This window comes from Enterococcus termitis, from assembly GCF_001730305.1.
In the GTDB taxonomy this organism is placed as follows: domain Bacteria; phylum Bacillota; class Bacilli; order Lactobacillales; family Enterococcaceae; genus Enterococcus_L; species Enterococcus_L termitis.
Map to the genome: position 1 here is coordinate 1 of NZ_MIJY01000019.1, position 12,937 is coordinate 12,937.

9 protein-coding genes, 8 tRNA genes and 1 rRNA gene are annotated in these 12,937 nt (G+C 36.9%); all 18 read left to right on the forward strand.

Annotation, left to right across the window (positions count from 1 at the left end):
• Positions 1-96, forward strand: a 5S ribosomal RNA gene (gene rrf, locus BCR25_RS10175); the annotation flags it as partial.
• 15 nt (positions 97-111) lie between these two features.
• Positions 112-184 (forward strand) — tRNA-Val (locus BCR25_RS10180).
• A 6-nt stretch (positions 185-190) separates the two neighbouring features.
• Positions 191-263: transfer RNA gene (locus BCR25_RS10185), tRNA-Lys, on the forward strand.
• A gap of 12 nt (positions 264-275) precedes the next feature.
• Positions 276-357, forward strand: a tRNA-Leu gene (locus tag BCR25_RS10190).
• A gap of 36 nt (positions 358-393) precedes the next feature.
• A tRNA-Thr gene (locus BCR25_RS10195) sits at positions 394-466 on the forward strand.
• Positions 467-473: 7 nt separating this feature from the next.
• A tRNA-Gly gene (locus tag BCR25_RS10200) sits at positions 474-545 on the forward strand.
• 14 nt (positions 546-559) lie between these two features.
• Positions 560-645 (forward strand) — tRNA-Leu (locus tag BCR25_RS10205).
• A 34-nt stretch (positions 646-679) separates the two neighbouring features.
• Positions 680-753: transfer RNA gene (locus BCR25_RS10210), tRNA-Arg, on the forward strand.
• An 83-nt stretch (positions 754-836) separates the two neighbouring features.
• A tRNA-Pro gene (locus tag BCR25_RS10215) sits at positions 837-910 on the forward strand.
• Between the two features lie 372 nt (positions 911-1,282).
• Positions 1,283-1,579, forward strand: a complete 297-nt coding sequence (locus BCR25_RS10220; RefSeq protein WP_069663511.1) for a WXG100 family type VII secretion target — start codon at positions 1,283-1,285, stop codon at positions 1,577-1,579.
• Positions 1,580-1,652: 73 nt separating this feature from the next.
• The gene (gene esaA / locus BCR25_RS10225) at positions 1,653-5,024 is read left to right on the forward strand and encodes a type VII secretion protein EsaA (protein ID WP_083242640.1); all 3,372 of its coding nucleotides are present in this window, start codon (positions 1,653-1,655) and stop codon (positions 5,022-5,024) included.
• A gap of 31 nt (positions 5,025-5,055) precedes the next feature.
• Positions 5,056-5,550, forward strand: coding sequence for a hypothetical protein (locus BCR25_RS10230; protein WP_069663513.1), 495 nt, complete (start codon positions 5,056-5,058; stop codon positions 5,548-5,550).
• Positions 5,551-5,564: 14 nt separating this feature from the next.
• A complete protein-coding gene (locus BCR25_RS10235; RefSeq protein WP_069663514.1) occupies positions 5,565-5,825 on the forward strand; it encodes a type VII secretion protein, YukD family in 261 nt (86 codons plus the stop codon).
• Positions 5,826-5,838: 13 nt separating this feature from the next.
• Positions 5,839-7,011 (forward strand): type VII secretion protein EssB, encoded by a 1,173-nt coding sequence (essB, locus tag BCR25_RS10240; RefSeq protein WP_069663515.1) that lies wholly within the window; start codon positions 5,839-5,841, stop codon positions 7,009-7,011.
• Complete coding sequence (gene essC, locus BCR25_RS10245) at positions 6,992-11,455, forward strand: type VII secretion protein EssC (RefSeq protein WP_069663516.1); 4,464 nt, start codon at positions 6,992-6,994, stop codon at positions 11,453-11,455. The genes essB and essC overlap by 20 nt, the downstream gene beginning before the upstream one ends.
• 37 nt (positions 11,456-11,492) lie before the next feature.
• Positions 11,493-11,930, forward strand: coding sequence for a DUF5082 domain-containing protein (locus BCR25_RS10250; RefSeq protein ID WP_069663517.1), 438 nt, complete (start codon positions 11,493-11,495; stop codon positions 11,928-11,930).
• Between the two features lie 23 nt (positions 11,931-11,953).
• Entirely contained in the window at positions 11,954-12,247 is a 294-nt protein-coding gene (locus tag BCR25_RS10255) for a TIGR04197 family type VII secretion effector (protein ID WP_069663518.1), read from the forward strand.
• Positions 12,247-12,937: DUF4176 domain-containing protein (locus BCR25_RS10260; protein WP_069663519.1), on the forward strand; the 691-nt coding region annotated here is incomplete at its 3' end. The genes BCR25_RS10255 and BCR25_RS10260, both read left to right, overlap by 1 nt.

The following is a 12,937-nucleotide window of genomic DNA, read 5'->3' on the forward strand; positions in this document are numbered from 1 at the left end:
GGATACACCTGTTCCCATGCCGAACACAGAAGTTAAGCTTCTTAGCGCCGATTGTAGTGAAGGGTTTCCCTTTGTGAGAGTAGGACGTCGCCGCGCTAAACGTGTTGTATTGGAGGTTTAGCTCAGCTGGGAGAGCACCTGCCTTACAAGCAGGGGGTCAGCGGTTCGATCCCGTTAACCTCCATTTTTTGAGCCGTTAGCTCAGTTGGTAGAGCATCTGACTTTTAATCAGAGGGTCGCAGGTTCGAGCCCTGCACGGCTCATAGGAATATTTTGCGGGTGTGGCGGAATTGGCAGACGCACTAGATTTAGGATCTAGCGCCTTACGGCGTGGGGGTTCAAGTCCCTTCACCCGCATTTTTTAAGTCTCGTTGAACAAACTTGGCGAAATACGCCGGCTTAGCTCAGTTGGTAGAGCATCTGATTTGTAATCAGAGGGTCGAGGGTTCAAGTCCTTTAGCCGGCATCAAACTGCGGAAATAGCTCAGTGGTAGAGCACCACCTTGCCAAGGTGGGGGTCGCGGGTTCGAACCCCGTTTTCCGCTTTGCTTGTTCTTTCGCCGGGGTGGCGGAACTGGCAGACGCACAGGACTTAAAATCCTGCGGTGAGTGATCACCGTACCGGTTCGATTCCGGTCCTCGGCATTCCTTAAACACGTTTGTGTTGATCGGATATTTTGCACCCATAGCTCAACTGGATAGAGTGTTTGACTACGAATCAAAAGGTTAGGGGTTCGACTCCCTTTGGGTGCATAGTTAAAGGTTTGACTGCGACTTAGAAGGCAAAGTTACTCAATTCCTTTTAATCGTTTAGTCTTTTTTTATTATTATAATTGCGGGAAGTAGCTCAGCTTGGTAGAGCACTTGGTTTGGGACCAAGGGGTCGCAGGTTCGAATCCTGTCTTCCCGATTTAGAACAGAGTAAATACTCTGTTCTTTTTTTATTGACTCTTTGTTAATTAATGTTGGTAAAGAAAATCCAAAGAATTAAATCGATTAGTATGATTCCTAGAGGAACTTTCCTCTAGGTTTTTTGTTTTCTTGAAAAAGAATCATGTCAAAACACAAAGAAATTCTCAAATTGAAATAGTATTTGAAATAGTAAAAGTTGCTAAATCTATCATCATTTCTCTCCAACACTTTGGTAGGAATGTTTGAATATTCTAGTACATTGTTAATTTTATTTTAATTTTTCGCAATAGTACTGTACTTATTCCAAAAATAATAACAGGGGAATTACTAATATGAAATGTGATTTTATATAAGAGTAGGAGAGATAATAATGGCAGGAGCAATTTCCGTCACACCCGAGCAACTGAAATCACAAGCAAAGGTTTATACACAATCACAACAACAAATCCAAGATGCGATTCGTAAAGTAAATTCAATGAATCAACAAATCGCACAAGAATGGAAAGGTCAAGCGTTCCAATCGTATTTAGAACAATACAATCAATTAGAAGGTAACGTTAAAAAAATGGAAGAATTGTTGATCAGCATCAATAACCAATTGAACAAATATGCTGATACAGTAGCACAACGTGATCAACAAGATGCAAGTTCGTTCGGTTTAAACTAAATTAATTTTGAAATAAAAAAGCGTCAGTGCAATTCATTGCGCGGATGCTTTTTATTTAGGAGAGAAGAGCAAATTGAAAAACAAATTTAAAAAGTACCTTCCTATTGTTTCGATTATTCTCGGTAGTATATTGTTCTTATCTATTCTTTCTTATATTGGGTTTAAAAGTGATAATGTCCAACAAACATCTAATGAAAAAGTAGCAAAAATGCAGTATGTATTGGTAAATGAAGATAAAGGAACTCTTTTTGAAGGGAAAAAATACTCTTTAGGAACGGACTTTGTCACATTGATTAATCAAGATACTGCTAATCGCTGGGAGACTACTACCAGAGATATTGCTAATCGTGGTGTTACAGATGGACAGTTTGATGCACAAATCATTATTCCGCAAGATTTCTCTGAACGATTACTTTCATTACAAAGTATAAATCCTGAAAAAGCTTTAATAGAGTATCAAGTAAGAGAAGGTCAAAATGAGATAACTAATCAGGCGATTCAGGTAAAAGTGAATGATATTTTAAAAGATTTCAATCAAAGAATTGTACAAATGTATTTTTCAAGTATTGTAGGAAATTTGTCAGAAGCCCAACAAAACGTCAATCAAATTGTTGGATTGGAAACAGATCACAAAAATAATTTGGAAAAAACAATTTACTTACCATTTAAAGAAGTACCAACTAATTTCTCAAGTGTCCTTGATACAGCAAGTATCTTAGATGAAGATAATAAAATGTTTACATCGGAACAAAAAGCATTTGTTGAGTCAGTGAAGCAGTTGATGGAAAGTAACAATACTGGTTTAGAAGCAAATAGCCAATCAACAGAAGACGTACAGAAATCTGTAGATGATTATGCAGATGAAGCAAATGAAAAATTGGAAACATCTATTAAACAGTTCAATGAGCAATTTGAGCTGCAAAAAGAACAATTAGAAAATCAATGGCAAAACGATCTGAAGGGATACAAAGCTCAATATGATGGTTTTGATGATAGTATAAAAAATCAATTGGGACTGTTTCTTACAAAAGGGACTGAAGAATCTAAAAATACAGGTGTTTATGCGAATTTTCTAACGAATGCTTATGCATTTAAAGAAACACAAAGTAAAAGAATTGAAGAGCTAACAAGCGAAATAAAAGACTTAGAAAAACAAGTAACAGAATTAACAATGTTAAAAGAGGATGTTGCAGAAAAGTACTACAATGACAGAACCGCTAATCCAGAAACTGCGGCAGAAGGCCAAATTAAACTAGCTATTTCAAAATTAATATCACCTGTTGATAAAGTATCAGAGATTACTGAGGACGGGGAATACTTAACTGCTGTAAGGAATGAACTTGTACAATTACAGGATATTGCTTTTCCATCAAGTACTGATTTTCCCATTCTGTTAGATACGCTTTTAAACAAAGGGTTATTAACACAAGTGGCAAGGGATAAGTTGAATTCTTCATATAATATCGTTACACATTACGAACCAACTCTAACGGGTAATGGAAATCAATTCAATATACTGTCGACAGCTCCGAAAGATGATCTTTCATCTGTATTTACGGTAACGAATACGGTGGAAGTGGATTTGAATCCTGGAACCAACCAATTTTTACAATTCTCACATACTTTTGGTTCTGGAAGCAGTGGTACAGTTGAGATCATTAATTTAGAAACGATTAGAGCAAATCTAGAAAGAGATATCAATGCAAATTTAGCTGGTTCAGACTATACAGCAACTGTTTCTATTAACGGAGCACAGCTAAATATAGCTATTATACTTAAGGCTACTAGTAGTACACCACCAAAAATTCCCACACAAACTCAGATGTCTTATACATTTGATTCTGAAATAAAATGGACCTATCCAAATGACTACAGTAACAATGAGTATGTTCAATGTAGTTACTCTTGGAGTCTAAATCAATCAAGAACATCTGGACAACTAGCTGCTTATATAGATAAAGATCAGCCTCTAAAACAAGATTTGCCAGAACTTTTTAGCCTATTCACAATCTTAACTTCAGTTGCTGATAAATTGACAACAATCTATGCTGATCCGACTCAACAAGATGTCGTTAGTTTTGCTGATTATGTTATAAGTAATCCAGACAAATTATTTAGTGAGTTGGCTACACCAGATTCTATTTATTGGTTGTATGATAATGTCACGGATTCAAAAAAAGTTTCACAAATTTCTAATTCACTCTACGAAAATTATAAGGCTAACGGAGATAGTTTGTATAACGATATTGTAGAGCAAATCGACAAATTAAACGCTACAATCGGAACAAATACTGATAAAAATGAAGGCGAAGCGGTGACATTATATGGCACGTTAAATCTAATGACTGTGCCAGATATGATGTTACAAGAAGCCTCTGTATTAGGAGACTGGTTCGAGAAAGCAAATCAAGAAATTGACGGGACGTATAATTCATGGAAAGAAACAGAACGAATAGCACCAGAATCTGTTATTACGGAGGCAAACGCACATCCTGACAAGAATGATACGGCCGCAATTAACGCTACTACTGAAAACTTGGTGAAAAGTATCCAGACATTAGCTAGTAGTTCAAGAGAAACGGCTAAAGCAACAGAAGAATCTGCAGCACAAGTCAAAGATATTGCACCAATTATTCAAACATTGAAAGAGTCGACAAACAAGGTACAAACAGAGGCAAATGATATTTTAACAAATCTAGATAAAACTGTTACTGAAGTAGATGAAAAAACAAAGGACAATGCGAAGTATGCTGAAACCTTTGATAAAGTTCTTTCCAATACCAGAAATGGCGGTTCGGATAACTCAACAGTCTTTAACTTCCTGTCGAATCCAATTCAAGAAAAAGGCGATTTTGGAAAAACTAGACAAAATTCTTTGATTCCATATTATGCAACAATCATCGCTGCATTTATCATTATTTTGGTCGCGACCGCGATGCAAAAATACATGAAGCGAAGAAAAGTGTCTAAAACAGACTTGCTGATGAATCCATCAAGAGCTTGGTATAATACCTCAAATGTGATCGTGATACTGCTAAGTAGCTTGGCTTTGTCGATTGCCTTTGCTCTTAATTTGAGTCTAGTTGTTGGAATGAACGCAAAATTAGCTTGGTTTAGTTATGCCTTTTTAGTTTTACTAGCGGGCTTACTGCTGACGCTTGGTTGTATGAGACAGTTTAGAGTACTGACACTTTATCTTAGCGGTGCAATATTAGGTTTATTCTTTATGTTGACACCACTATTAGGAGTAGCAACTAAAACAGGTACATTCACCAATATATTGTATCGAGTATCGCCATTACAAAATATTCAAAATGGTTTTACTGCTCTACTAAACGGAGGCAGCATCGGTTGGAGAAGTTATCTGATTCTTGTAATCCTAGCAGTTAGCGGTATTCTATTGAATTTTTGGGTAAAACCAGAAGATAAAAAAGTGAAAGCATGATCTTTTCTATTATTTGCAAGGGAGAAAAACGATGCAACATAGACTGAAAATTGATTTTAAGATGATTTTAAAAGGAGTGCTTCTTCTCACACTGTTTATTTTCATCCAAAGCGTTCCTGTTCATGCAGATACAGGCAATTTAAAAATAAATAATCATGTGATTTACGATAAAAATGAAGGTAGCCAGAGTAATTCTGCTACCTTTACAATCAATCAATTATTTATGAAGGATATGTCTGAGCAGGATAAACAATTAAATGAAGAAAAAATGAAGCTGATTACAAATGCACAAAAAGAAGTTTTTATAAAAGAAACACCAGTACAACATACAGTTAATCAACAAATAACCCCCCTTCTTTTCTCAAACGGATATGTTTTGAACGATAGTTTAGATTCTGGGGATTCAGGGTTAAAACAGGGAAATAACATCGGATTTATTCTACTTTGTGTTGTCGGTGGATCCCTTGTTATAGGTCTCGGAATTTTATTAGGTCGAGCATTTCCTACATGGGTGAAAAAAGGATAGGAAGGTAGAATTTTATGAGGAAAGATACATCTATTGGTATTGGGTTACATGTGGGCAAACAAATTATTGATTTACAGATTCCTATAAAAGTTTCTGGAAATCGTTTAAAAGAACTATTGAGAGAATCACTAGAATTATTGAACATCTCTTTACCAGAAACATTTGAGTTAGAAATTATAAATAAGTCAATTAAGTTAAATGGAGAAGTTCTTTTAGCGAACTATGCGCTAGGCGACGGGGATCAATTAGCTGTTAGAGAAACGATGAAAAAGTAAAGGGGCCTAAAACGTGAGTGAAGTCAAAGATATATCAGAAAAAATAGATATCCAAGTTCAAAAAGAGAAGGTGCTAGTTACGCTACAGGCGAACCAATATCGCTTATCGGAGCTGGATCAATTTCAAGCTGTTCTCCAAAAAAGAGACGTATTATTAGCTGGAGAAGTGTTGGAGGCAACAGAAGAGCAATTAGTCTTATCATATGAAAAAGATAACTACGCGATACCAATCGATGAAGCAATAAAAAAAATGCCCCCATTGAAGCGACTGCTTTTAGCGCAAAAAATTCGCTTTATTGAGCCGTTTATCCATTCTACGATTCAACCATTTATCCACCCAAGAAATATTTTTCTTTTTGGAGAAGAACTTTCGATTGCACATAGAGGTTTTATGAATCTAGTTGTCCCACACGTGACGAATGAAGAAGACTTCTTAAAACAATATCGTGCTCTGATTCTATTTATTCTTCATCCAAAATTAGATTTTGAACGGTTGATCGAAGGCGCTGGAACGTTACAAGATCCACTATCTAAAAATATTCAAGCGGCTCTGTCTCCAGAAGAAATCGATCAAATGATCAGTGAACAAGTCGTTATCCAAAAAATGAAACAAGAAAAACAAAATCAACTTGTAAACAAAAAAAGCTATATGGTGTTTAAATGGGGCAGTCTAGTATTGTTGGTTGCAACGCTTATTTTAGGTTTCTTTGTGGGGAATTATGCACTGAAAGAAGTACCTACCCAAGAAAGAATTATTACAGCAGAAGCAAATTATATTGCCAATGACTATTCAGGCGTGTTAAGCACACTGAAAGAAGATACACCAGAGAATCTGCCTAAGAGTGCACAATATGTGTACGCTGTAAGCTCCATCCAATTGGATAATTTATCCAATGAGCAAAAAGAAATGATTTTAAACAATATTTCTCAAAAATCGAATGAAAATACGCTGTTATACTGGATCTATATTGGAAAAGGCTCATTTGAAAAAGCCCTTGATATTGCTCAAAATGTAGGAGATAACCAATTCATTTTACATGCTTATACGAAATTGTATGATGCAACAAAACTAGATACAAAAATGAATGGTGAAAAGAAACAAGAGCTATTGACGAAATACGAAGAAGCGATTGCTAAATATATGAAATTATTAGGAGGGGCAACCGATGATTCTGAAAACGAATAAAACAGAAGATGAGTCAATTGTTCCTATTGATGATCAAATGCAGCCAGCTGCAAATGTTCTCGTTGATGTTTTCTATTTTGGCGATGTCTTTTCTCACCATCAACTAACGACAACCAAACAAGAACGAGTGATCGACGGACATTCAGTATCTTATGACGGGCAGAAAGTGTTGCTTGATAACAAGCCGTTCGAAAAAAATAATCCTAAATTTATTATTGTAAAACCAACGGACTATCAAACAATTGCGACAAACAAACCTAAAAAAGACTTTACGATTTCTAGTAGAGCTTCTTCGGCGATCAGCTTGCCAACGGCAGCATTTATTTCGATTTCTGTTGCGCCTAAGACAAATCGTTATAGTATGGATATTTACGCAAATAAAGAGACTCTCTATTTTAATGGAAAACAAGTTGTCAAGGGTACCTTTGATTTCGAAACTGGCGATCAGCTAATTATTGATAAACTAATCATTGAAGCACGGGAAAATCAATTAAAACTAACGAATCTAGGTGTGGAGTATAAATTAAATCCATTTGAAATCGTTGAACAAAGCTATGAACCTGAATACCCTTCAGAATTTCCATTATTCAGACGAAGCCCGCGTATCCATCTAAAAGAACCAAAGACGGAAGTAGAAGTAATGACACCTACACCGAAAGAAAAGGAAGGGAAAAATGAACTTTTAAGAACCCTTGTCCCGCCTTTAGGAATGGTGGTTTTAAGTGGTGCTACAAGCTTTTTAAGTGGCGGAAATCCGATTATGATGCTTAGTATGGGAGGCGCTAGTTTATTAACGGCAGGTTTTTCTGTTTCGAGTTATTTTACGAATAAAAAAGAAACCAAAGAGAAAAATGAACGTAGCGAAGGCTCTTATAGACAATACCTGATTCAGAAAAAAGGGGACATTTCCCTTTTACAACAAGAACAAGAGCACGCTCTTACGTATATGTATCCTTCGATGAATGATCTTGCTTTAATGGCTAAAAACTATCAGGCACGGATCTATGAGCGTATGACAACTAATGAAGATTTCTTAAAAGTCCATGTTGGAACTGGAGAAATCAAGTCAAGCTTTTCCGTGAGATATCAACCAAATGAAGAAAGCGAATTGAGTTCATTAGCTGAGAAACAGCTTGTTTGGCCGTATCAACAATTAGAAGGGGCACCAATCGTTATTCCTTTGATGGATCAAACAGTTGGTTTAGCCGGGAACTATCCGGTATTGCGAACAGCGATCCAAACGCTCTTATTCCAAATTTCAATGCTGCATTCGTATCGAGATGTCGAATTTGTGACATTGGTTCCTGAAAATGATTACGATACGCATTGGCATGCGTGGCGCTGGTTACCTCATTTGAAGATTCGTAGTTTGAATCTACGAGGTATTATCCACAATGCCCAAACAAGAGATATGGTGCTTAACTCGTTTTATCAAATCTTAACGAAAAGAAGACAAGAACTGAAAGAAAATAGTAATGAAAAGATTCGTTTCCAGCCGCATTATGTGTTCTCTATTTTAGAAGAGAGCTGGTTATCTGGACATGGGCTAAATGAATTTTTAGCTGAAGATATGAGTCCGTATGGTGTGACGGTGATTTGGGGGAAAGATGCACTGCCGATGTTGCCTGAGACAACGACGACTTTGATCGATTATCAAAGCAGCGAAGCAGCGATCTTGATCAACCAAAACAATGAGTATGTGAATCAAGCATTTGTACCGACTCATTTACCGACAGCCTATCCGATTGAAGAAGCATTGCAACGATTGGCGAATTTACATCATGTTGAAGTGGAGAAGAATGCCATCCCAGAAGCAATCGATTTTCTTGAATTATACGATGTAAAAGCAGTAGATGAACTAAACATCGGCACACGTTGGACAAAAGCAGATACGTCTAAATCATTAGCGGTTCCGTTAGGTGTACGCGGTAAAGACGATATTGTTTACCTTAACCTGCACGAACGAGCACACGGGCCTCACGGTTTAGTTGCTGGTACGACAGGATCGGGTAAATCAGAAATCGTTCAAAGTTATATCCTATCTTTAGCCGTGAATTTTGCGCCAGAAGATGTTGGCTTTTTACCTATTGACTTTAAAGGTGGAGGGATGGCGAATTTATTTGCTGATTTACCTCATTTACTTGGTTCTATTACTAATTTAGATGGCGCAAGTTCTGCCAGAGCCTTACAAAGTATTCGGGCGGAATTACAAAAAAGACAACGTAAATTTAGCCAATTTGGTGTGAATCATATTAATGGCTACACCAAATTATATAAACAAGGTAAAACAATTACAGATCCAGAAGAAAAGAAAAAATACCCGAGCGATCCACTACCACACTTATTCTTAATCAGTGATGAGTTTGCTGAACTAAAAGCCAATGAACCAGACTTTATGGCGGAACTTGTTTCAACAGCTCGAATCGGTCGTTCTTTAGGTGTCCATTTAATCTTAGCTACTCAAAAACCTAGTGGCGTTGTGGATGACCAAATTTGGTCAAACTCTCGTTTCAAGCTAGCGTTGAAGGTAGCCGATGCCAATGATTCAAATGAAATCATCAAAACACCAGATGCGGCAACGATTACACAACCAGGTCGTGCGTATTTACAAGTCGGAAACAATGAAATTTATGAACTATTCCAATCTGCATGGAGCGGAGCGAATTATGATCCGTTTATTTCACGAGAAGAAAAAGTAGATGAACGTATTTGGTTGATCAATCAATTGGGACAATACGAATTATTAACAGCCGATCTGTCACAAGAAGAAGACACCGTTGTGAAAAATGAAGAAGAAAAAACGCAGCTGGATGCTATTGTAGAAGCAATTCAAGCATATTCAGAAGAAACCAACGCGGTATTACCAGAAAAACCTTGGCTTCCACCACTAGAAACAGTGATCGATTCGCCAATCTTATCGAAGGAATGGAGCGATACAAGACAATTAAGTGTTCCGTTTGGCTTTATGGATATTCCTTCTAAACAAGAGCAAGTCGTGTTCAACTTTAATTTTAACGAACTGACACATACGGCGTTTTATGGCTCACCTGGTTTTGGTAAATCAACGGCGCTTCAAACATTAGTGATGAATCTTGCACGACTAAATACTCCAAGTCAAGTGCAGTTCAATTTATTTGATTTCGGTACAAATGGTTTGCTTCCGTTGAAAAAACTTCCTCATGTCGCAGATTTAGTGCGTTTAGAAGAAGAAGAGAAATTAGTGAAATTCTTGAAACGAATCCGAAAAGAGGTTCAAGAGCGAAAAGATGCTTTTACCGATTATGGTGTAGCTAGTCTATCTCAATATGAAGAAAAGTCAGGGAATAAACTTCCTGTAATCATTACGATCATTGACGGATTTGATGCCATCAAGGAAAGTCCGTTAGAAGAAGAAATTGAATCTGTTGTGAACCAGTTATTACGAGAAGGGGCTAGTGTAGGTCTGTATGCTGTTTTATCTGTTCTTAGAACATCTACCTTCAAGATGAGCATGGCAAGCAATATACCGTCTCATATCGGCCTATTCCTTGTAGAGGAAGGTGCAATCAGAGATGTCGTTGGTCGAGATGCATTGATTCCACAAGAAATCATTGGACGAGCACAAATCAAATTAGATGATCCACATGAACTTCAAGTCTTTCTTCCAACACATGGCGAAAATGATATTGACCGCTTAAATCATTTAGAGCAAGAGATAGAAGCAATGGATCAAGACTGGACCGGTGAACGTCCTATTAAGATTCCAATGCTGGCAAAAGTTGTTTCAATGGCTGATTTCTACGAGTCAAAACAAACACAAATGATGCTGGAACACTTACAATTGCCAATTGGTTTGGATAAAGAAACAACAAATGTTGTCGGATTTGACCCACAAGAACATGGCTACTTTGTGATTGGAGACGATTCACCACAACAAACAGAATACATTGAAAAAGTGATCGTGGAAAATCTAAAACATTTTGAAGGACGAGCACAACGAGTAGTCTTTAACGGCTCAGAACGATTCGGAGGGTTTACTGAAAGCTTTGACATGATGGTTGCTGAACCAGATTATAGTACCTTTGTAAATGATTTAGTCAGTGAAATCGAGGTTCGTCAGGACGCTGCTGATCCTGAACCAATGTTTGTCTATATTCCAGAAGCACATCTATTTGGAGATAAGACATTCATTACTAATGATGCAATTGATGTGTATTTAAGAAAAGCAGCGAAAGTGAAGATTTACTTTATTTTCCAAGGCAATCAAAAACAAATTGAAAATAGCTTCGATGACTTTAATAAACGATTACGTACGAATATCCCAGCAGGGATGATCGGCACACGTTTAGCGGATCAAGGATTTATCAATGTGAAATCAGGCTATAGTGAACCGACAGTTGAACTAGATGAGTCTCATTTCTTTGTTGGACGGAATGCTTGTCGAGTGAAGTTGGTTAGTGAATAGAATAAATAATTATTTGCTGTGACAGGAGGGAAAAGCGATGGCTAAAGACGATGCTGCAGAAAGAAAACGTCAGGAAAGCAATGCTCAAAATAGACGAGAATCAACAAGATGGCAACAAATTGGTAATGAACGAAAAGCAAACTATGATAAGAATCAAAAAAAATTAGAACGTCTGAAAGAAGCAAAAACCAAATTAAACAAATCAATGAAGTCCTTTTCTCAGTTTGAGGATCAGGTAAAGCAATACCCAACAAAGTTAAGTACAGGTCAATTTAAAGGGACTCTTCGTGATAAGTTTAATGAAAAAGCAAACAAAATGGGAACGGCATTGCATACTGAAGAAAATTCTTATCAAAGAAATATGGCAAAATTAGATGCAGAAATAGCAAAAAAAGAATTAGAACAAGGCGATTTGCTTGGTGCTGTAGAAAGTGCTTTTAACACGGCAAAAAGTTTCTTGGCTTCTATCTTTTAGCCTGATACAAGGAGAGATTACAGATGGGGAAAACAGGTGTAGATAAAGCAGCATGGGATGCAGTCGTGTCAAAGGCAGAAAGTGCTGTTTCAAGTATTTCAAAGCCAACAATTAATGAACTCGGTAAAACAACCCTGAAACGTTTTAAGAAAGTTATAGAGACACAAAAAACATTAGCAAATACAGTGGAATCTTTTAAATCTGTTTCTAGTACAGATACCCAAAAAATGAAACAAGTTGCGGAAAATATTGTCAATGAAGATAAACAAGCATCAAAATCTATTCAACAAAATACCGCTAAAGTGAGGTTCAAGTGATGGCTAGTTATGATGCAAAAAAGTTTTTTGAAGGTGTATTAATTAATGATGATTCACTTACATTTGAAATAACAGAAGAACTGGTTTTAACAGGTGTACTCCTAGGGACAAATTTTCAATTATTAAAGTCAGTCTATAAAACCTACCGGAATTTAGATCCGCAATTCGAACACAAACCTATGGTCGGTGCTAAATTGAGTGTGTTTTTCGATTATGAAGAACAATGTGTCACCTTTGATCGCCAAGCCAGTCAGGTTGTATTAACGATTCCGCAATTTTTACACTATATTGGTAAAATTGATATGGCTTTTGCACCAATCTATCCAGTAGGAACAACGGTTGAATTGGATGAAAGTATGTTGCCGGAAACTGTGGCAGATATGTTTACAGAAGGTGAATTAGGCGCGATTGTGACTCTTACAGGAAGAAAAGTTCCTTTAATGGAGGGCTTTGACAACTATATTGTTGATTATTTAGGACGACTATGGCCTTTTGGAGAGATTCCAGGGAATGATCCTATATTGATTTCAAATATGATGATCAAACGTGTCATTGCTGAGAGTTACACGAATGAGTATGAAGAAGCTTTTTCTTTTGATGTATTACGTGCGACACAAGCATTGAACCAACAAATCTCTACAGCGTACATGACGACAGAAGATGCGATTTCCTATTATGAAACACTTTCTG

Bases quoted from the DNA above. Each gene is read 5' to 3' on its own strand.
- BCR25_RS10250 (WP_069663517.1), top strand. From the start codon at position 11,493: ATGGCTAAAGACGATGCTGCAGAAAGAAAACGTCAGGAAAGCAATGCT.
- BCR25_RS10220 (WP_069663511.1), top strand. From the start codon at position 1,283: ATGGCAGGAGCAATTTCCGTCACACCCGAGCAACTGAAATCACAAGCA.
- BCR25_RS10235 (WP_069663514.1), top strand. From the start codon at position 5,565: ATGAGGAAAGATACATCTATTGGTATTGGGTTACATGTGGGCAAACAA.
- essC (WP_069663516.1), top strand. From the start codon at position 6,992: ATGATTCTGAAAACGAATAAAACAGAAGATGAGTCAATTGTTCCTATT.
- BCR25_RS10255 (WP_069663518.1), top strand. From the start codon at position 11,954: ATGGGGAAAACAGGTGTAGATAAAGCAGCATGGGATGCAGTCGTGTCA.
- BCR25_RS10230 (WP_069663513.1), top strand. From the start codon at position 5,056: ATGCAACATAGACTGAAAATTGATTTTAAGATGATTTTAAAAGGAGTG.